This is a genomic window from Pseudomonas sp. NPDC089918 (assembly GCF_050280605.1).
In the GTDB taxonomy this organism is placed as follows: domain Bacteria; phylum Pseudomonadota; class Gammaproteobacteria; order Pseudomonadales; family Pseudomonadaceae; genus Aquipseudomonas.
In genome coordinates this window covers 39,748-59,453 of sequence record NZ_JBNNVP010000007.1, presented here as the reverse complement: position 1 = coordinate 59,453, position 19,706 = coordinate 39,748, and the positions used below count along the sequence as shown (strand labels likewise).

16 protein-coding genes, 1 tRNA gene and 1 pseudogene are annotated in these 19,706 nt (G+C 58.1%); 5 read left to right on the top strand and 13 right to left on the bottom strand.

Annotation, left to right across the window (positions count from 1 at the left end):
* Positions 1-2: 2 nt before the first annotated feature.
* A complete protein-coding gene (locus ACQKPC_RS07325; protein WP_427623885.1) occupies positions 3-1,280 on the bottom strand; it encodes a ribulose-bisphosphate carboxylase large subunit family protein in 1,278 nt (425 codons plus the stop codon).
* Between the two features lie 181 nt (positions 1,281-1,461).
* On the opposite strand from ACQKPC_RS07325, the gene ACQKPC_RS07320 reads away from it, so the two are divergent.
* Positions 1,462-2,340 (top strand): LysR substrate-binding domain-containing protein, encoded by an 879-nt coding sequence (locus tag ACQKPC_RS07320; protein ID WP_427623884.1) that lies wholly within the window; start codon positions 1,462-1,464, stop codon positions 2,338-2,340.
* Positions 2,341-2,375: 35 nt separating this feature from the next.
* Here the strand turns inward: ACQKPC_RS07320 and ACQKPC_RS07315 are convergent, their stop codons facing one another.
* A complete protein-coding gene (locus ACQKPC_RS07315; RefSeq protein WP_427623882.1) occupies positions 2,376-3,143 on the bottom strand; it encodes an SDR family NAD(P)-dependent oxidoreductase in 768 nt (255 codons plus the stop codon).
* Positions 3,144-3,692: 549 nt separating this feature from the next.
* Entirely contained in the window at positions 3,693-4,058 is a 366-nt protein-coding gene (locus tag ACQKPC_RS07310; protein ID WP_427623880.1) for a histone-like nucleoid-structuring protein, MvaT/MvaU family, read from the bottom strand.
* Between the two features lie 816 nt (positions 4,059-4,874).
* On the opposite strand from ACQKPC_RS07310, the gene ACQKPC_RS07305 reads away from it, so the two are divergent.
* Complete coding sequence (locus tag ACQKPC_RS07305) at positions 4,875-6,152, top strand: sugar MFS transporter (protein WP_427623879.1); 1,278 nt, start codon at positions 4,875-4,877, stop codon at positions 6,150-6,152.
* Between the two features lie 145 nt (positions 6,153-6,297).
* On the top strand, positions 6,298-6,765 hold the full coding sequence (locus tag ACQKPC_RS07300) for a hypothetical protein (protein WP_427623878.1): 468 nt from the start codon (positions 6,298-6,300) through the stop codon (positions 6,763-6,765).
* A 147-nt stretch (positions 6,766-6,912) separates the two neighbouring features.
* On the opposite strand, the gene ACQKPC_RS07295 is transcribed toward ACQKPC_RS07300, so the two are convergent.
* Positions 6,913-7,281 carry a hypothetical protein gene (locus tag ACQKPC_RS07295; RefSeq protein WP_427623876.1) on the bottom strand — a complete coding sequence of 123 codons (369 nt, stop codon included), beginning with the start codon at positions 7,279-7,281 and terminating at the stop codon, positions 6,913-6,915.
* Positions 7,282-7,328: 47 nt separating this feature from the next.
* A pseudogene (locus tag ACQKPC_RS07290) lies at positions 7,329-7,522 on the bottom strand (transposase domain-containing protein); the annotation flags it as partial.
* A gap of 346 nt (positions 7,523-7,868) precedes the next feature.
* On the opposite strand from ACQKPC_RS07290, the gene ACQKPC_RS07285 reads away from it, so the two are divergent.
* Positions 7,869-8,567, top strand: a complete 699-nt coding sequence (locus ACQKPC_RS07285; RefSeq protein WP_427623875.1) for a hypothetical protein — start codon at positions 7,869-7,871, stop codon at positions 8,565-8,567.
* A 187-nt stretch (positions 8,568-8,754) separates the two neighbouring features.
* Here the strand turns inward: ACQKPC_RS07285 and ACQKPC_RS07280 are convergent.
* The 7 genes from ACQKPC_RS07280 to fdnG form a co-directional block, all read right to left on the bottom strand.
* A tRNA-Sec gene (locus tag ACQKPC_RS07280) sits at positions 8,755-8,850 on the bottom strand.
* Between the two features lie 6 nt (positions 8,851-8,856).
* A complete protein-coding gene (gene selB, locus ACQKPC_RS07275; protein WP_427624007.1) occupies positions 8,857-10,776 on the bottom strand; it encodes a selenocysteine-specific translation elongation factor in 1,920 nt (639 codons plus the stop codon).
* Positions 10,773-12,203: an L-seryl-tRNA(Sec) selenium transferase gene (gene selA / locus ACQKPC_RS07270; RefSeq protein WP_427623874.1), complete on the bottom strand. Its 1,431-nt coding sequence runs from the start codon at positions 12,201-12,203 to the stop codon at positions 10,773-10,775. The genes selB and selA overlap by 4 nt, the downstream gene beginning before the upstream one ends.
* A 71-nt stretch (positions 12,204-12,274) precedes the next feature.
* A complete protein-coding gene (gene fdhE, locus ACQKPC_RS07265; protein ID WP_427623873.1) occupies positions 12,275-13,201 on the bottom strand; it encodes a formate dehydrogenase accessory protein FdhE in 927 nt (308 codons plus the stop codon).
* Between the two features lie 4 nt (positions 13,202-13,205).
* Positions 13,206-13,859, bottom strand: coding sequence for a formate dehydrogenase subunit gamma (locus ACQKPC_RS07260; protein ID WP_427623872.1), 654 nt, complete (start codon positions 13,857-13,859; stop codon positions 13,206-13,208).
* Positions 13,856-14,800: a formate dehydrogenase subunit beta gene (gene fdxH, locus ACQKPC_RS07255; protein ID WP_427623871.1), complete on the bottom strand. Its 945-nt coding sequence runs from the start codon at positions 14,798-14,800 to the stop codon at positions 13,856-13,858. Before fdxH ends, ACQKPC_RS07260 begins: the two co-directional genes overlap by 4 nt.
* Positions 14,801-17,866: a formate dehydrogenase-N subunit alpha gene (gene fdnG, locus ACQKPC_RS07250; RefSeq protein ID WP_427623870.1), complete on the bottom strand. Its 3,066-nt coding sequence runs from the start codon at positions 17,864-17,866 to the stop codon at positions 14,801-14,803.
* Positions 17,867-18,212: 346 nt separating this feature from the next.
* Between fdnG and ACQKPC_RS07245 the strand changes: the two genes are divergently transcribed.
* Positions 18,213-19,367: a MalY/PatB family protein gene (locus tag ACQKPC_RS07245; RefSeq protein WP_427623869.1), complete on the top strand. Its 1,155-nt coding sequence runs from the start codon at positions 18,213-18,215 to the stop codon at positions 19,365-19,367.
* Positions 19,368-19,445: 78 nt separating this feature from the next.
* On the opposite strand, the gene trbK is transcribed toward ACQKPC_RS07245, so the two are convergent.
* Positions 19,446-19,619, bottom strand: a complete 174-nt coding sequence (gene trbK, locus ACQKPC_RS07240) for an entry exclusion lipoprotein TrbK (RefSeq protein WP_063343699.1) — start codon at positions 19,617-19,619, stop codon at positions 19,446-19,448.
* Positions 19,620-19,706 lie beyond the last annotated feature (87 nt).

The window sequence follows — 19,706 nt, the reverse complement described above, 5'->3', positions numbered from 1 at the left end:
AGTTACGCGCCTCCGAATTTTTGCAAGGCGGCGGATAAAGCAGGCTTACCCTCTGCATAGTGCTCCAACGGTACGTTTTGGACGGCGGCCTCCCAGCCTTCACGCATGCTTTGCACACCTGCCTCAATACCCAACGGATGGCCGATGATGCCGCCACCAGCGAGGTGCATGAGATCGACTGACTTCAGCTTGTTGAACAGCACTGGCGCCTGTGCTGCCCATTGACCGGAGGAAAACACCGGCATCAAGGGTTGCATGCCAGCGAACGGCACCAGGCAGCTTTTAGCAGATGAAATGACAGAATCGTCCGGCTCCCAGAATTTGCTTTGAATCCCATTGACATGGAGATGATCAATTCCGGCCAGTCGCCAAATCTTCTGATAGACCTCAAACGATAAGCCAAGTTGAGGGTAGCGGGTTAATGCACCCCAGCCGGCACGATGACCATGGATCGGGAGCTGTGCATGCTTGCGGATGTGCTCGACCGCAGAATGACCGACCCAGTTCAGGCAAAGCATCACGCATGTGCCGCCCGCCTCCAACACAGCATCTTGCCGGCGTAACATTTCGTCGATGCTGCCTGAGATGTTGATCGCGTACATTGGCATGCGACCCAGCCGGTCGGCATGCTTATGAAGGATCGGCATCACAGCCTTCAAGCGTGCGTCAAACGAGGCATAAGTAGGATCGATGAGCAACTCATCGTCTTTGAGGAAATCGATGCCACCTGCGCAGAGTTCATCGGCCACAGATGCAGTTTGCTCTGGGGTTAACCCAATGCTAGGTTTGATAATGGTGCCGATAATGGGACGGTCATGCACACCACATAACGCCCTCGTGCCCTCTATACCAAATCGTGGCCCTTGGAACCCAGCTGCAAATCGCTCAGGGAGTTCCAAGTCGAGAACTCTGAGACCGCTTACTTCGCCGATTTCAAATAGATTACCGGCAATGGTAGTCAACAAGGCGGGTATGTTATTCCCGATGTTGGCCGTTGGAAAAGCGATGGTAACTTCTCCACGGTAACACTTATCAGAAGGGTTATGCCTGGACAAAAATTCGCTATAAAGCGATGCACCTGTAGTTTCTGGAAGGGGCTCGATGGATACAACACGCGCGCGGGAGCGCTCTTTGAGCTCTGCCGATTCACCTGGAAGAGAAATGAAGGTGCCGCTCGACTGCTCACCTGCGATCACCTCACTCACCCGCTCAATTGGGTAGCTGCTCTCCACAAAAAAACGGGCAAAAAATTCCTCTCGCCCGGCCTTATGATCGACCATGATGGTTGCCTCGACTTTAGTTGTTATTGTGAATCTGCTCGGCTATGTCCTAAGCAGTTTCAAACCAATATACATTGACCCCACGCCGATCCAATCGATATGATTTCCAGCGAGCGTGAGTAAAACTCACAATAACCGCTGAGGCCAACGAGAGCGCCTCGCCTTCGGAGAGGTACTGGAGATGTCATCGCCCGCTAGGCCTTCGCTCAATGCCCTGAGGGCGTTTGAGATGATCGCGCGCAAAGGAACTTTCAGTGATGCGGCAGACGCGCTATGCGTGACTCATGGTGCTATCAGTCGACACATCCGAAGCTTGGAGGACTCGTTAGGCGTCGTTCTTCTCACTCGGAATGCCCATGGCACCAGACTTACACCTGAGGGGGCCAGACTTGCAGCTGGGCTAAGCAGGGCGTTCTCTCTAATCCAGGAAAGCATTGACGAGGTTCGCCCACGCCCCCTGGAGCTTTCTTGTTCTGCGTCGATCATGATGCACTGGCTGCTGCCTCGGCTGGCAAAACTTCACAGTAGTTTTCCCACCATGGAATTGGGTCTAAGAACGGGGCACGGCCCAATTGACTTCGCTCAGGAGGGAGTTAGTGTCGCGATAAGATTGGATAGCATTGAACCCCCTCCAGGTATCGAGCCTATAGCGCTTACCAATGAATGGGTGGGAGCTATTTGTTCGCCTGATTACCTCGCTACGTCAGGTGTTCGAGATGTGAGCGACCTCAGTAAAGAGCGACTATTGACCACCAAAACCCGGCCTCAGGCCTGGAAAGACTGGTACTCATCGCTACAGCTAGATGCCAGTGACTTACTGGAGATGGAGTTCTTTGAACACTTTTATCTGTTGATACAGGCGGCCAAGGTGGGACTGGGATTTGCCTGCGTACCCCGCATGCTGGTTGAGGCGGAGCTTGAGAGTGGCGCACTGGTAGCACCTTTTGGCTTCGTTCAAGGCGAGGCCAAGCTGGTTTTGTGGGTCTCTCCCAACGCGAGGTTGCGGTCTGACACTGCAGATCTCGAAAAGTGGATCAGGAAGGAAATGTCTGACAGTTGAACGAGCGCCCTAATGGGCGCTCGCGATGACGGCGATTAAAGATCACCCGCACCCCATGCGAGGAATCCACCGTCAACTGGCAACACGATGCCATTCACATAAGCTGCTACATCAGACGCAAGATAACTCACCGCACCTGCGATCTCTTGAGTAGTTCCGTATCGCTTGGCCGGGATGGCATTGCTGTATGCCTGCCGAAAAGCATCGCTGTGTAGCTCCTTGGTCATGGGGGTATCAACCGGCCCAGGGGCAATAGCATTAGCCGTGATGCCATACTCACTCAGCTCTACCGCCATCTGCCGGGTAAGTGCGATCACCGCACCTTTGGAGGTGCCATAGGCAGTTCGCCCTTTACCCACCGCCCGCATTCCTGCAACGGAAGCAATATTGATGATCCTGCCAAAACCATTTTTACGCATGATACGTGCGGCTAGCTGGCAGCACATGAATGTACCAGTGACGTTGATGAGCATCGTTTTGTTGAAGACGTCCAGGTCGAAGTCCAGAAACGGCATAGTCTTGGCGATACCTGCCGAGTTTACCAAAACATCACAGCGGCCAAACTCTCTCTCAATCCAGGAAAACGCATCAGAGACAGAGTCCAGAGCTCCAACGTCCATCTGGCAGGCATCAGCTGTAAAGCCCTCTTCCCGGAGGTGACGCGAGAACCGCTCCGCTTCTTGCGCGTTGATGTCGCAAATTACGACGTGGTGACCGTCTTTTGCCAATGAAATGGCAGCTTCAGCCCCAATGCCCATCGCACCGCCCGTGACTACGGCTATTTTTTTATCTGCATACTTCATCGAAACCCTCTCTTGTTATGATCGCCAAAGGCTTATCGGATCCTTCAAGGCTAGAGCTGCAGAGGGTGCTACGCAATCGATAAAAACTCGCGAAGGTGTCATGAAAGCTCACACAAGGTAACGATGCTGTAGACCCCATAGAGCCTAGTACTTTTGCTTCATCAGGCAAAGCACCAGCGGGACATGCGCAACAGATCACTTAAAGCATCTGCATACAACTAATTATGTAATTCTCCAACTCGCTGCGAATTTAACTTTAACAATCATCACGAGCGATTTTGATAGGTTCACACACCTCAGATAAACTTAGATACCAACAACCGATAATTTATACCTACTAAAACGAGTGCCTCCAAACAACAAACATTGGTGTCCTGATGATATTCAGCAATTTTTCAGTGAGCGGGCGGCGAGCGAAAAGCAGGGCCATAATAAGTTCTTACTTCCGCTCATAAAAGTGATGATTACTACCGTAGTGATCACTGGTTGAAAACAGTGTTTGAATTCCAAAAAAGTGCCCCGAAGGGCCCTCTTGTACTCAAACAAAACTCACTTGGCCTGCCAAGACTCCACGGTGTCGGAGCCGTATTTCGCTTTCCATTCCTTCAGCGTTCGGTGGTTGCCGCCTTTGGTTTCTACCACTTCGCCGGTATGAGGATTTTTGTAGACCTTCACCTGGCGTGGCTTCCTCGTACCGGATTTTGCCTCGGTAGTTGATGCGCGACGACCAGCCTTTGGGTCAAGCAAGTTCATCACGTTCGGCAGGCTATAGCCGTACTCGGCGAGCAAAGCGCGCAGCTTTGTTTCAAATTCAATTTCTTTCTTCAGGCCAGCATCGCCCTTCAGCGTTTCGAGAGCTTCGAGCTGCTCTGCCAGGTGTTTTTCGAGCTGACGGAATTCTGCAAGTTTGGACATGTTGAGTCTCTATGTAGTTAGTCAGCTAACAATACACCAAACCTGCAATCGGATTCAGGTCAGCGATTCTAATGAAATGAAAACGTCACTGCCGTTCACCCTTTACGGCCTGTTGCTCCGATGCCTAAACAAAGCTTTTTGTAGTGAGAAATTATGGCGCAGCAATAATTATGGCTGAGCCATAATTTTGGATAATCCAGTTTTGCCCCTTCCCACCACCGCCTATGACGATGGTGAAGCTCGAATAACCTGCAGTACCGTCCAAAGCTGGTCGATCAGCGTTGTGATGCGCCTTCATGGTGACAAAACAAGCCGGTAGGCCAAGATCTTGAAAAGATCTGCAAGCATTCGCGCATCTAGCAACGCATGGTGCGGCGGATCAGGCAGCTCTACCCGGTTTGAGAGCTTGCGCATTCACCTGATTGAAGAGGACTGTAAGGAACCGCCTCAATTTCTATTAAATGGCTGGCCACCTTGCCAATCCGCGGACGCCTATTGCGTTGTCTCCTGAATTTTCAATCCCGACAAATAGTTGCAGCCCAAATGAGCGAATTTACCCCTTATCTCAGCATAACCCCCAAGAGATCCAGCGGCTTGCCAAACGAAAAGTCAGGCACTAAGGTAGCCCCCCCTCTAACGACTGACCTCGGACTTTGGGTGAACGGTAACGGCTACAGACAAAAAACCAGATGGCAGCGCACCCCTCCTTTGGCGATTACTTCACCGCACAAAGACAGCGCTGTCTCACTATCAAGGCGCTGAGGCTCGATAGAGCTTTCCTTGAAAGTAACAATCACAAGAAAGAGGAAGCCCGTGATGACGAACGCTAGTGCTAGCGCGACTGTCACCAACAGTTTGGCAACACCCCACACCCAACGGATGAGCACCTACGTGTTCGCGCTGTTTTTCATCCTCGGCAGCATCACCAGCCTTAACGATGTCCTGGTGCCAAAACTCAAGCACCTCTTCAGCCTCAGCTATACCGAGGCCATGCTTGTGCAGTCGTCATTCTTTTTTGCCTATTTCATTTTCGCCATACCCGCAGGCCTGCTCATTTCGCGAATCGGCTACATGAAAACGGCCGTCCTCGGGTTGCTGCTGATGGCTGGTGGATGCCTGCTCTTCATTCCTGCCACCCAGTCCGCATTGTTTCCAGCCTTCCTCGGCGCCCTCTTTGTGCTTGCGATTGGCGTGACAACCGTTCAGGTCGTTGCGAACCCGCTGCTTTCACTGCTCGGAACCGCCGCAACGGCCCCTGCCCGCCTCACCCTCGGCCATGCGTTCAATTCGCTGGGAACCACGGTCGCACCCTACCTGGGTGCCATACTGATCCTGGGCTCCCTCAATGCGGTAGATACCTCCGCATTGTCGCCAGCAGAACTGACGTCCTTCCTGTCGCAGGAAGCCAGCGTGATCAGCAACACCTATGCAAGCATTACGCTCTTCATCTGCATCGTCGCCTTGATCGTCTGGCTGAAAAAAAATGAGCTGCAACCGTCAACAAGACCTGAACGTCTCAATCCACTCGCTGCGCTCGACCTTCTAAAGCAGCCGCGCTTTGCACTCGGCACCGTTTGCATATTTCTCTATGTCGGCGCCGAAGTCACGATTGGCAGCCTTATCACCGACTACCTCATGCTGCCGACAACCCTGGCCCTTCCCGCCGAAGCCGCAGGCAAGCATGTTGCCTTCTATTGGGGTGGTGCCCTGGTTGGCCGCTTTATCGGCTCAGCGCTGATGCGCACTTTCGCGCCCGGGAAACTGCTGGCCTTTGCCGCCACGGCAGTCATTGTGCTGTTGACGATCTCTGCCACCACACAAGGCGTTGTTGCCGGATGGTCGCTGCTGGCCGTCGGGCTGTTCAACTCCATCATGTTTCCGACGATCTTTACCCTTGCGACCGCAGGGCTCGGTCATCGCGCGGCAGAAGGTTCGGGCCTGTTCTGTTGCGCCATTGTTGGCGGGGCATTTATTCCGCCATTGACAGGGTATGCGGCCGACCTCTCGACGCTCGCGATGGCATTGAGCGTGCCAGCAACCTGTTATGCCGGCATCGCAATCTACGGTTGGTATGCCCGCCCTCCGAAGCACTAGCATTCCTCGCTTTGGGTCGTTTTCAGTCCTTCGCGAAAGGCAGAAAGCGACCAAAAGCGGATGGTTCCCGAAAACATCATTAAAGGCATTTTGCTACTATCTGGCGCTCTTGCCCATTAGCGCGACGTAAACCTTAGGTTCTTCCATGTTCGACAGAAGCGACTTTGATCAACTCTCCAGTGAGCAACTGACTTTTTGGAGAGCGCACAATGATTGTCCCGGTCTCTATTACGTCACTTATCCAGGAATCGCCTTTCGATGCTCTGCCTCTCAGCAGATCATCAGGATAACCCGCGCCCCCAAACGGCAAGGCGAAAACGGATTAAACTTCTGGCTTCACGCGGAATGGATGGATTGGCGGCCTGGTGGCGAAAGTTATTTCCCAGGCTACGTTTCTGACGCTCAGTTTGAGGAAATCTCGGAAGCTGTTTTCAATCAGATGGTTGCGGATCAGGCGTTTGAATTGATCGCTCCGCTCAAACAACCGCTGCATGAGTCGACCGGTTTCGTCGGAGCGTTATTGATGTACTCGATGAAGACGGAGTTCATCGTTTCGCTGTTCGCGGAGTATGAAGACGAGTACATCCATTTCTATTGGGACACGACTTCATGAGCGGCAGCTAAGGGTCGAATATTGCGCAACCTACATGTCCGCGTCTGGCCGATTTCTGCCCGTCACAAAGGGCTGCAGTCCAACGCAGCCGCTCGCCTAGGTGTACTTTCGGTACTTCCTGAACAGGGAGCCAACGTCGTCATCAGCCTATTCAATTCCCCCCTGGCTGTTGAGGGAAGCCATTGCTCGCTGCTCTGAAATCGGCATAAGCACAGGTTTTGTGTCCTCGACATGGATGTAGACAAACCAGCGATCCGGCGGGCAGTGAAGAATCCTGTGGACATCGAACAGCCTTTTCCCGACTTTGCCACGGGCCCCTAACATTGTGTGATCCTGTCGGATTTCCACATTTTCAATACCGTGCTGCGCCATGGCTTTGCGAAATGCTTCGTCGATTTGTTTTTTGTTGCGGCGCTGATAGGTCACATGCGTGTGGTACATCGCATAGCAAAAAAGTACGCTGAACGTCATCAATATCAGTTCGAGGCCGAACCTGCTCCAGAAAGAATCGCCCATGCCAGGTAGTCCTGAGATAGTCCTTGGGTTGTACTGTCTGTAAACGTCTACCTACCGTCCCTGCGTATGTTAATCAGGCGTCCATTTATGTTATGCGGCAGCAGTTCGGCAATGTCGTTTGCCTGCTGCGTCAGCAGACACGTGAGCACGTCCTTCAAAAAAGCATACAACCATGCCCGTTGAGCCGTGCTGACGGGATTCGACTCAGCATAGCAGCGGCTCGCTGGCCGCTGCTTAGCGACGTTTTCTTCTGCTCGAAAGCAGCTTTGGATCGAACGTCTGCTTGTGGCCGATTGTGTTGAAAAAGTCGGCCATGGTTTGCGCATCCGAAAAGTACGCGTCCGAGATTGAAATCTTTACTTTTGGCAAAGGCTTCCGGACTCGGGTTTCACGTAGCCGCGTGCGAAAAAGGCGTTTTCACCAGTCAATGATCAGGCAGTTTGGGCAGTCCGACTTTTTCAACAGAATCGGCCGAAAGCTGCCTGCTGCCGCAATAGCATTCGCGATCAGCACTCCTCATTTACCCTTCAGAATTTCCTGCAGGTGACGACAAACTTCGCACATTCCTTTGGTGTCGTGAGTTGTTCATGAAGAAGATTGCTGTCCTGGTTTTTGCCGTTCTTTTCCTTGCAGGATGTGCCAACCAGAAATTCAAGCCCGAATACCGTACCCAGATCCACACGGTGAAGATTCTCCCGGTTGCATGGAAGCCCAAGGAGATGAGTTACATGGGACGTGAACAGGCATGGGGTGCTGCATTGGGCGCAGGTGTCGGCGCTGGCGTAGGGATGGCAGCTGGTGCATCGAACCTGACCAAGGCTGCTTTGGGAGGGGCTGGATTTGCCGCAGGTCTGAAGGCAGGTGACCTGGCTTCGATGTCGACGGTTGATGCGATTCTGTACAACATGGAAACAGCGGATATCAATCTGGGCGAGTTGGTCAAAAAGAGTTTCGAGGAGCAATTGACCGCCACCGGCCGTTTCAAGATCGTGGGTGAACACGAACCGGCCGATGCGCAGATCGAGTTGACCGTCCTGAACTGGGGTTTCGCACTGACTCAAGGCTTCAGCAGCGTGGTCTACCCGACGATTGCCGTGAGCGCTGTCATGAAACGCGGCGAGGAACTAATCTGGCAGCGCAATGAACCGATCACCGCATTCAACGGCGCCAATACCTATGGCTATACGCCGTTGCGCTATCGCACTGAACCGGAGTTGCTGCGTACTGCATTGACGGGCGTTTCGCAAATCGTAGATAGCTATCTGGTCAAAAACTTGAACGAGTGATCGCCGGTCTGATTGCATCCATGTTCAAGTGTTTTATCGCCTAACGGATAATCGGCAGATGCGGCAGGTTTTGACTGTCTGCTCTTGGCCGAGGCTGTGTAAAAACGTTTTAGAACAGGTTTGGCAGTCAGGATGGGGACGAAAATCGCGGTACCGTTAGGGTATAAGTCATCGAAGTGGCTAAAAATGGCGGAAGGCAGCCGGAGTCGAACCTGCCCGGGAACGGATGCCGTCCCCAACCGGGTTTGAAGCCCGGCCGCGCCACCGGGCGCGATTGCCTTCCTTGAACTCAGTCTTCTGTTTGCTGGGCCAGTGCATTGTCGAGCCGGATGTGGCGCCGGTCGCCAAAGCGTCGGGTCAGGCCGATTCGGTCGAAGTACTCAAGAATCTGAATGCTGCGTTTGCGCCCCAGGCCCACAGCGTCGCGAAATGCAGCGACGTGAATCACCGGGTCATCGCCGGCCAGTTGCACCAGCATAGCCGCCAATCGGCGCAGCAGCGTGTCGGTGTAGAACAGGTCACGAACCACTTGATGCAGCAACCCCAGTCGCGCCATCTTGCGCAGCAGCAGGCGCACGGTTGCCTCTTCACGGCCAGCGTCTTTGGCCAAGTCACGCACCCATGGCGGATCGAAACCCGCTTGTTCAAACAGCGGCTGTAGCTGTTGCCACAAGGTCTCGTCGTCCTCGCTCAAGCGCACTTGATGATCGGGCAAATGCAGCCACGGGCCGCTGGCGACGATCGCGCCGCTGACCAGCAATTCGTCGAGCAGGCTGATAAAGGTCGGCCGCTCCAGCGCGGTGCCGGCGAAGCGCCGCAGGCGGTCCCTGTCCGGTCCCATTTGATCCGGTTCGAGTTGATGAAAGCGTGCGAGGTGTTCCAGCAGCGGCGCTTTCAGGGCTTCCCAGCGAGCAGCGCTGAACAGCAACGGCCCCTGCCGCGTATCGATCAAGCGCACGTCATCGGGCAATTCCCAGCTGTCGCGCGGCCGATTGAACTGGCGCTCCAGACGCCGGGGATCGAGCCCGGTGTCGCTGTTGGCCAGCAGTGTCGGCAGTGCGTCTTCCAGGCTGTTGGTGGTGGCCAGCGTTTGTAGCTGCACCAATCGTTCGGGGCTGCGGCGGTGTCGGGCCGGGGCGAACGGGTCGAGCACCCGGCCACCGCCGAGGGTGCGTTGCGCGCTTTGATCGCGCAGGATCAAGCGGTCGCCCTTCACCGCCAGCACCAGCGCGTTCACCAGCAGTTGCGCGAACATTCGCTGCCCCGGTGCCAGGCTGGCGTCCTCCAGCAAGGCCACTCGCCCCGTCACATCCTGAGTGCCGAGATGCACGTGCACTGGCTGAAAGTGCTCGAAGCTTCGCGCTTCGCTGGCCAACAAGGTCATCTCGATATCCAGACGCTGGGTCGGCGCATGCAGCCATTCGGCCAACAGCCAGTGGCCACGGTGAATCTGCTCCAGGGCCAGACGCTCGGCACTCAGGTTCAGCGCGACTCGCTGCCCGGCTGTTGCACTGTCGGCCGCTTGGTTCTGCGCATGCAGGCCTCGCACCCGCACCGGTTTGCCCAGCGGACTCAGCATCAGCGTATCGCCCACGGCCACCTGGCCGGACAACGCGGTGCCGGTCACCACGATACCGGCGCCGGCCACGCTGAAAGCCCGATCAATCGCCAGGCGAAAACCGCCGCTGGTGCTGCGTTGAAGCACCTCATGTTGCGCATCCAGCAAGGCCTGACGCAGCGTCTCGACACCCTCGCCGGTCACACTCGACAGCGCGATTTGCGGTGCGTCGGCATAGGGGCCGGATGCGAGCAATGCTTCGATCTGTTCACGAACTGCCTGCACTCGTGTCGGCTCGACCCGGTCGCATTTGCTGATGGCGACCAATGCCCGAGGGATGCCCAGCAACTCGACGATCGCCAGATGTTCGCGGGTCTGCGGCATGACGCCGTCATCGGCCGCCACCACCAGCAACACCAGATCAATACCCTGCGCCCCGGCCAGCATGTTGTGGGTGAAGCGCTCATGACCGGGCACGTCGATAAAACCGGTCAGGGCTGTGCCTGGTTCCAGTGCTGCATAGATATAGCCGAGGTCGATGGTCATGCCGCGTTCGCGTTCTTCCCGGCGACGGTCGCCTGCCTGGCCGGTCAGTGCCTGGAGCAAGGAGGTCTTGCCGTGATCGATGTGCCCCGCCGTGCCGACAATCACCCGTCCCGGCCCTCCTCCTGCAATTGATCGAGTTGAGCCAGCCATGCGGCTTCGTCATCCAGTTGGCGCAGGTCCAGCCAAAGCGCATCACCGTCAATGCGCCCCAGCACGGGAATCGGCAACCGACGAAACGCGGCCTCCAGTCCCAGCAATCGCCGCCCCCGTAGACGCTTGGAGACGTTGGGCCGCAGGCATAACGCAGCGCTAGGTAAGCGCGCCACCGGTTGGCTGCCGCTGCCGATCATGCCCAACGCCGGCACCGCGCTGACGCTCCAGCCGTCACTCAACACCCGCGCCAGTGACGGTTGCAGCCGTTCGGCCTGGGCATGAATGTCGGCTTGGGGGCGGGTCAGCAAGCGCAGACTCGGCAGGCGTTCGGCCAGCCGATCAGGATCGCGGTACAGCGCCAATACGGCTTCGAGGGCGGCCAGGGTCAGTTTGTCGACCCGCAGGGCGCGCTTGAGCGGATTCTTTTTGATCTTCGCGATCAGGTCTTTGCGGCCGACAATCAACCCGGCCTGGGGACCACCGAGCAATTTGTCGCCGCTGAAAGTGACGATGTCCGCACCATCGAGCAACGCCTGACGCACCGTCGGTTCGGCGGGCAAGCCCCAGCGAGTCAGGTCCAGCAGGCTGCCGCTACCGAGGTCTTCCAGCAGCGGCAGCCCGTGACGGTGAGCCAGCTCCGCCAATTCAGCCGTCGGCACCCGGGCGGTGAAACCTTCGATGGAATAATTGCTCGCGTGTACACGCATCAGCAAACCACTGCGCGGCCCGATCGCGGCCTCGTAATCGCGGGCATGGGTGCGGTTGGTGGTGCCCACTTCGTGAAGCCGCACTCCGGCGCGGGCCATGATGTCGGGGATGCGAAAGGCGCCGCCGATCTCGATCAGTTCACCACGGGAAATGATGCCTTCCTTGCGCGCGCCCAGGCTGTTGAGTGTCAGCAACACGGCGGCGGCGTTGTTGTTGACCACGGTCACCGCTTCGGCGCCGGTCAGCTCGCGGATCAGGCCTTCGATCAAATCATCGCGGTCGCCGCGCTTGCCGCTGTGCAGGTCGAATTCCAGATTGAGCGGGTAGCGGGCGGCAAGTTGAACGGCTTCGATAGCAGACTCCGGCAACAACGCTCGACCGAGGTTGGTGTGCAGCACCGTGCCGGTGAGGTTGAACACCCGACGGACTTGGCTGCGATGCTGGATCGCCAGACGCTCGCCCGCCCTGCCCGCCAATACGTCGGGGGCGATTTCAACGGCATTGAGTTCACCCTTGAGCACCGGTTCGCGCAAGTCATCGAGCAGTTGCCGCAAACCGGCCAGCAGCGCATCACGCCCGTAGCGCTCGGCCAACGCTTGGCAGGCGGGATGGCGCAGCAAGCTGTCGATGGAGGGCAGCCGCAAGGCTTGGCTGGCGGAGGGTGCGGACATCAGAGCTCCCGGAAACGAGTGACCGTCGCGTCTGAGTGTAGCCGCTGAGCTCACTGCTCAAGGGGACAGGCTCAGTCGCCTCCCGGTGCCAGCATCAGATTGGGCGACAGCCGCTGGTAGCCTTCCTGCTCCAGGCGCATGTCCAGCATCAGGCTGGACAGGTCCGCCGAGAGCGCTTCGGCTTCGGCATCGTTTTCCAGGTAGATCAATTTCAGGTAGCTGTTGCAGCCGGGGCAGACTTCCGCCCGCAACGGTGCCTGATTGGCTGCGTGACGGTCATCCTCGAAGCTGACGTATTGAAGCCCCTTGCTTTGTTCGCAGTACACGCATTTGACCCGCACCGCATGCCATTCGCAGGCGCACAACGAGCACACCAGATAACGTAAACCGTTGTATTTGCCGCGATGACGAATCACCCCGGCCATCGCCGGCGAACCGCAGGCCGGGCATTGGCTGAGGCTGTCGCCGCGCTTGAGTTCAAGGTTGGGTGTGCTCAACAGCCAATGGCTCCAGGCCGCTTGCAGCGCTGCACCGAGGAACGGCACCAACTCTGCCGGCAGCATTGAATACTGGCCGCTGACCAAGGCAATCGCCCAGGCTTTGAGCAGCCCCGGGTTGGCACTGCGCAACGTCGCCACGGCGTTTTCTACCGCCGATTGTGGCGGTGGTTGATAGCGTTGCAACAAGGCTTCGAGATACGGCAGCCAAACGGTTTCGCGCACCAGACTGTCAGCAGCGAACGGTGGCAAGCCATGTTCCATGCACACCCGCAGGCGCTCGGGATCGGGCATGGTCGTCACGGGCGGATCGTCCATCAGGTTCTGCTGAACGTGGCACAGCCCCGCGATCAAGCGCAGATAGTCCGCCATGGGATGCCCGTCGGCCAAGCGTTCCAGACGCAGCGCGCGCAAGGTGAACAGGTTGTTCGGTGGCAGGTACAGAAACGGCGGTGAACTCGCCGCCGCTTCTATCTGCCCAGGCTCGAGGATCGTCGCCAAGGGGTCATCCTTTTTTTGTGATCGGTCGCTCAGGCGTTTCGTCTTGGGTCACTTCCCGGTACCAGAGCTCATGGTGCTTTCTCGCCCAGGCGCGGCTGACCCGGCCACGCACCATGGCGTGGACCGAGCCGCGAATCCAGATACCGGCATAGACGTGGACGATGATGCTCAGCACCAGGATGAAACCCGCCAGCGCATGCAGCAGCATCGCCCAGCGAATACCGGTGATGCCGAAGTACGCGCTGAACCAGGCACGCCAGATCACCAACCCGCTGAACAACAGCACCAGCATGCAGATCAGCAATACCCAAAATAGTAGCTTCTGCCCCGGGTTGTATTTGCCGATCGGCGGCACGCCCTCCTCTTCGTTGCGCATGACAGTCCCGACGCGCCTGAGCCACAACCGGTCGTTGGCGCTGAAATAATTCGCCCGCCAGAAGCTGAACACCAGGCCGAGGAACAACACAAACATCGCCACGCCCATGTACGGATGCAGAATGCGCGTCCACGAACCACCGCCAAACAAGTTGCTGAGCCAGAACAACCCCGGATGGAACAAAGCCAGCCCCGACAGCCCGGCCATCAGAAACAGAATCGCCACCAGCCAGTGATTGGTGCGCTGGTTGGCGGTGTAGCGCAGGATCGGTTTGTCGTTCATGGCCTGTCCTCCCCGCCGGGTTTCGTCGGATCAAAGGTGTGCACCGATGGATCGAACTCATGCACCGCCGGGTCGAGGGTGACGGGATGTTCGTCTTCCTCGACCAGTTGTGGCCCAACGCGCACGTAGTGGAAGAACCCGGCCAGCACCGCCGCGCCCATGGCCAGCAACGCCAGGGGTTTGCTCAGGCCTTTCCACAGGTCCACCAGCGGACTGATCGCCGGGTGATCCGGCAACCCGGCATACAACCTGGGCGTGTCGGCATGGTGCAGCACATACATGACGTGGGTGCCGCCGACACCCTCGGGGTCATACAAACCGGCGTTTTCGAAACCGCGACTCTTGAGGTCGACGATACGTTCGGCCGCATGTTCTTTCATGTCTTCCTTGGTGCCGAAAACGATGGCGCCGGTCGGGCAGGTTTTCACACAGGCCGGCTCCAGCCCCACCGCCACCCGGTCCGAACACAGTGTGCATTTATAGGCTTTGTGATCCTTTTGCGAGATGCGCGGAATGTTGAACGGGCACCCGGTGATGCAATACCCGCAGCCGATGCAATGGTCCTGATCGAAATCGACGATGCCGTTGGCGTGCTTGATGATCGCCCCCGGGCTCGGGCACGCCGCCAGGCAGCCGGGCTCGGCGCAGTGCATGCAGCCGTCCTTGCGAATCAGCCATTCGAGGTTGCCGGCGTCGGTTTCATGCTCGGTGAAGCGCATCAAGGTCCAGGTGTCTGCGCTGAGGTCTTGAGGGTTGTCGTAAGTGCCGAGGTTGTGACCGACGTCGTCGCGCAGCTCGTTCCATTCCGAGCAGGCGACCTGGCAGGCCTTGCAGCCGATGCACTTGGTGGTGTCGATCAGCTTGGCCACTTCCTCTTGCGTGCGCACCGAGGGCGGCACGGTGGTGGTGGCCGAGCGGGCGATGATGTCTTGGCTGGCCATTTAGATTTTCTCCACGTTGACCAGGAATGACTTGGATTCCGGGGTCTGTGTGTTGCCATCGCCGAGGAACGGCACCAGGGTGTTGGTCAGGTAACCGTGACGGGTGGCGCCGGTGAAGCCCCAGTGCAACGGGATTCCGATCTGGTGCACCACCTGATTGTTGACCTGCAGCGGACGAATCCGCTTGGTCACCACCGCCACCGCTTCGATGTGCCCGCGCTTGGAGCTGACCCGGACCCGGTCACCGGCAGCAATGCCTTTCTCTTTGGCCAGCACCTCGCCAATTTCGACAAACTGCTCAGGCTGGGTCACGGCATTGATCGGACAATGCTTGGTCCAGAAGTGGAAGTGTTCGGTCAGCCGGTAGCTGGTCGCCGCATAAGGGAAGTCCTTGGCCTGCCCGAGGGTGTCCCAGACTGAATCGAAGATCCGCCCGGCCGGGTTGCTGGTCGCCTTCTTGTTGTTGGGGTGCATCGGGTTGATGCCGATGGGCGTCTCGAACGGTTCATAGTGTTCCGGGAACGGCCCTTCGTTCATCTTGTCGAGGGCGAAGAAACGCGCCACGCCTTCGGGGTTCATGATGAACGGGTTCATCCCGGCTTCCGGCGGCACATCGGCCTTGTAGTCGGGCACGTCGGTGCCGGTCCAGACCTTGCCGTTCCACCACACCAGCCGCTTGTTGGCGTCCCACGGTTTGCCTTGAGGGTCGCAAGAGGCACGGTTGTAGAGAATCCGCCGGTTCATCGGCCAGGCCCAGGCCCAGCCCAGGTTCTGCTTCATGCCGAAAGGATCGCTGTTGTCACGCCGGGCCATGTTGTTGCCCTGCTCGGTCCAGCTGCCGCAGAAGATCCAGCACCCGGAAGCCGTGCTGCCATCGTCCTTGAGCTGGCCGAAGCCGGACAACTGCTGACCGGCCTTGACCACTGAGCCCGAGGCGTCGGTGACATCGGCGACGGCGTAGCCGTTGAATTCCCGGGCCAGTTCTTCCGGCGTGGGGTCATCGGGGATCTTGTAGGGCCAGTCGAGCTTGAGGATCGGCTCGGCCCAGGCACCGCCGTCGGCCTGGTAACGCTTGCGCAGGCGCAAGAACAGCTCGGCCATGATCTTCACGTCCGTGCGCGCCAGCCCCGGGCCGTCGGCACCCTTCCAGTGCCATTGCAGCCAGCGACCGCTGTTGACCAGCGAACCGTTTTCTTCGGCGAAACAGGTGGTGGGCAGACGGATGACTTCGGTCTGGATCTCGGCCGTTTGCACATCGTTGTAAGGCCCGACGTTGCGCCAGAATTCCGAGGTTTCGGTGGCCAGTGGGTCCATCACCACCAGCCACTTGAGTTTGGCCAGCGCCTTCATCACACGGTTCTTGTCCGGCAAGGCGGCGATCGGGTTGAAGCCCTGGCACATGTAGCCATTGACCTCGCCCTTGCCCATCATGTCGAACATTTTCAGGATGTCGTAGCCGGGAATATCCAGTTTCGGCAGCCAGTCGTAGCCCCAGTTATTCTCGGCGGTGGCATTCGCGCCGTACCAGGCTTTCATCAGGCTGACGTGGAACTTGCCGTAGTTCTGCCAGTAAGACATCTGCCCGGGACGCAGCGGCTTGAGTGCACGTTTGGCGATATAGGCGTTGTAATCCTGTTCGGCCTCGGCCGGCAGGGTCAGGTAACCGGGCAGCAGGTTGGACAGCAAGCCCAGATCGGTCAGGCCCTGGATGTTGGAGTGCCCGCGCAGGGCGTTGACGCCCCCGCCCGGCATGCCGACGTTGCCTAGCAGCAGTTGCACCATGGCCGCGCTGCGGATCATCTGCGAGCCGATCGAATGCTGGGTCCAGCCCAGCGCGTAGAGAATCGTCATGGTTTTGCCCGGTTGCGAGCAGGTGGCGATCTCCTCCCAGATTTTCTGCATGGCATCCGTGGGCATGCCGCAGACCTGACTGGCCAGCTCCAAGGTGTAGCGGCTGTAATGCTGCTTCATTAATTGATAGACGCAGCGTGGGTCTTGCAAGGTCGGGTCGACTTTGGCGAAACCGTCCTCGCCGATTTCATAGCCCCAGCCGGACTTGTCGGTGTAAGTGCGCTTGCTCGCGTCGTAACCGCTGAACAGCCCGTCCTCGAAGCCGTAGTTGGCCTTGACGATGAACGACACGTCCGTATAGGCGCGCACGTATTCGTGCTGGATCTTGTCTTCAGTCAGCAGGTAATTGATCAGCCCGCCCATGAAGGCAATGTCGGTGCCGGTGCGGATCGGCGCGTAATAGTCGGCCACCGAGGCCGTACGGGTGAAACGCGGGTCGACCACAATCAGCCGCGCCTTGTTATGGGCTTTGGCTTCGGTCACCCATTTGAAACCGCAAGGGTGCGCTTCTGCGGCGTTGCCACCCATCACCAGAACCAGATTCGCGTTAGCGATATCGGTCCAGTGGTTGGTCATGGCACCACGGCCATACGTCGGGGCAAGACTTGCCACCGTCGGGCCATGTCAGACACGTGCCTGGTTATCAAACCCCAACATGCCGAGACTGCGAATCACCTTGTGGGTCATGTAACCCGCTTCGTTGGACGACGCCGACGCCGCGAGGAAACCGGTGCTCAGCCAGCGGTTCACCGTTTGCCCTTGGGCGTTCTTCTCGATGAAGTGGGCGTCGCGGTCGGCCTTCATCAGGTCGGCGATGCGATCCAGCGCTTCATCCCAGGAGATTCGCGTCCACTCCGTGGTGCCGGGCTTGCGCACCTGCGGGTACTGGAGACGACTGGGGCTGTGAATGAAATCGAGCAGGCCTGCGCCTTTGGGGCAGAGGGTGCCGCGATTGACGGGGTGGTCGGCATCGCCTTCGATGTGGATGATGCTCTGGGCGACATTCTTCGCGTTGTCACCCTGGCTGTACATGATCAAGCCGCAACCGACCGAGCAGTACGGGCAGGTGTTGCGGGTTTCATGGGTATGGGCGAGCTTGAAATGACGCACTTGTTCGGCGAAGGCTGGCGTCGGGGCCATGCCCAGCGCGCCGAGGCTTGAGCCCGCAAGGCCGAGACCAGCGACCTTGAAGAACTGACGACGGTTGAGGTCCATCGTGCACTCCTGATCAGGTGGAAACCCGGTGCATTGGCCGGGTTTTTCTGGACGATCACGGTGACGGCAACGGAACTACCGCCACTTTAAACTGTAGACAATGCTGTTTTGTGCTGTGTGAAAACCGACAGCCGGGTAGCCGCAAGCCAGCAGGCACACAGTTGTGGGAGCGAGCCTTTGTGGCGAGGGAGCTTGCTCCCGCTGGGTCGCGAAGCGACCCCAAAAGCTCTGCGACTGCTTCGCAGCCGAGCGGGAGCAAGCTCCCTCGCCACACAGGCTCGCTCCCACTGGGTTTGGCGCTTATCATGGCCGCCGGATTAACCCCCTGCCTTTTATGAGACTGAGCATGACTTTCGATTTTGATCAGGTGTTCGACCGCCATGGCACCGGCAGTACCAAATGGAGCCGCTACCCGGCCGACGTGTTGCCGATGTGGGTCGCCGACATGGACTTCGCCGCGCCGCCAGCGATCATTCAGGCGCTGCAAAAACGCCTGGAACACCCGATGCTCGGTTACAGCGTGGCTCAGGATGACTTGCGTGACGCCATCGTCGCCGACCTGTGGAGCAAGTACGCCTGGCGCGTGCAACCTCAGGAGCTGATATTCCTGCCGGGTATCGAGTCGGGGTTCAACATGGCCCTGAACGCGCTGGTTCAGCCGCAGCAGAACGTGGTCGTGCAAACACCAAACTACCCGCCGCTGCGCCATGCGCCGGGCCACTGGCAGCTGAACAAGGTCGAACTGGATTTCGACGCATTGGCCGATGGCACGTATGCCACGCCACTCGATGCCTTGCGCCAGGCGCTGCAAGGGGGCGGCGCGCTGCTGCTGAGCAACCCGCACAACCCGCTGGGCAAGGTTTTTCCGCGCGAAGAGCTGCAAGCGGTCGCCGACATTTGCCTGGAGCAGGACGCCTGGATCATCTCCGACGAGATCCACTCCGAGCTGTGCTTCGACGGGCGCGTACACATTCCGACCGCCTCGCTCAGCCCGCAGATCGCCAAACGCACCACCACCCTGATGTCGGCGAGCAAGGCTTACAACATCGCCGGTTTGAAGACTGCGTTCATGATCATTCAGGACGCGGCACTGCGTCATCGGGTCAACAGCGCTCGCTGCGGCATGGTCGACAGCGTCAACCCGCTGGGCCTGGAAGCCACCCGCGTCGCCTACAGCGAAGGCGGCCCGTGGTTGACCGAGCTCATGGCCTACCTGCAAAGCAATCGGGATTATCTGGTGGAAGCGGTTCGTACGCGGTTGCCGGGTGTGACCATGAACATCCCTCAGGGCACTTACCTGGCATGGCTCGACTGCACGGCGCTGGCGCTGGATAACCCGCAGCAATTCTTCCTTGAGCAAGCGAAAGTCGGGCTGAGCGCAGGGCTGGACTTCGGCGATCACGCCCAGCAATTCGTGCGCCTGAACTTCGGCTGCCCAAGGGCGCTGCTGGAAGAAGGGATCGCGCGGATGGAGCGTAGTTTGCGTAACCGCCAGGCCTGACAGCCCGGATTGATGCCGAAAACCCGATGCCTGTGCATCGGGTTTTTTATGGGCGATATGCGCAGCATCGAATCCTGTTCAAGGCGTTATGCGCTCCAAGCAAGCCTTGATGAAGGCTTCCCGCTTCTGATCGTCCGGCAGCTTCATGAAGTTTTTCGGCTCGCAATTTTTCTCGTTCACATCGTATTTGTTTTCGCAGCCAGCGAGACATGCCAACGATAGTGCCAGTGCAATTAGCGATTGAGTGTTCATGAGCAACTCCTCACCGAGTTTTCTTGCATCGCATTGAGCCTAACTCATGAGTTGAGTGTATGCAGGAACAGCGAACTTTCCTCTGAG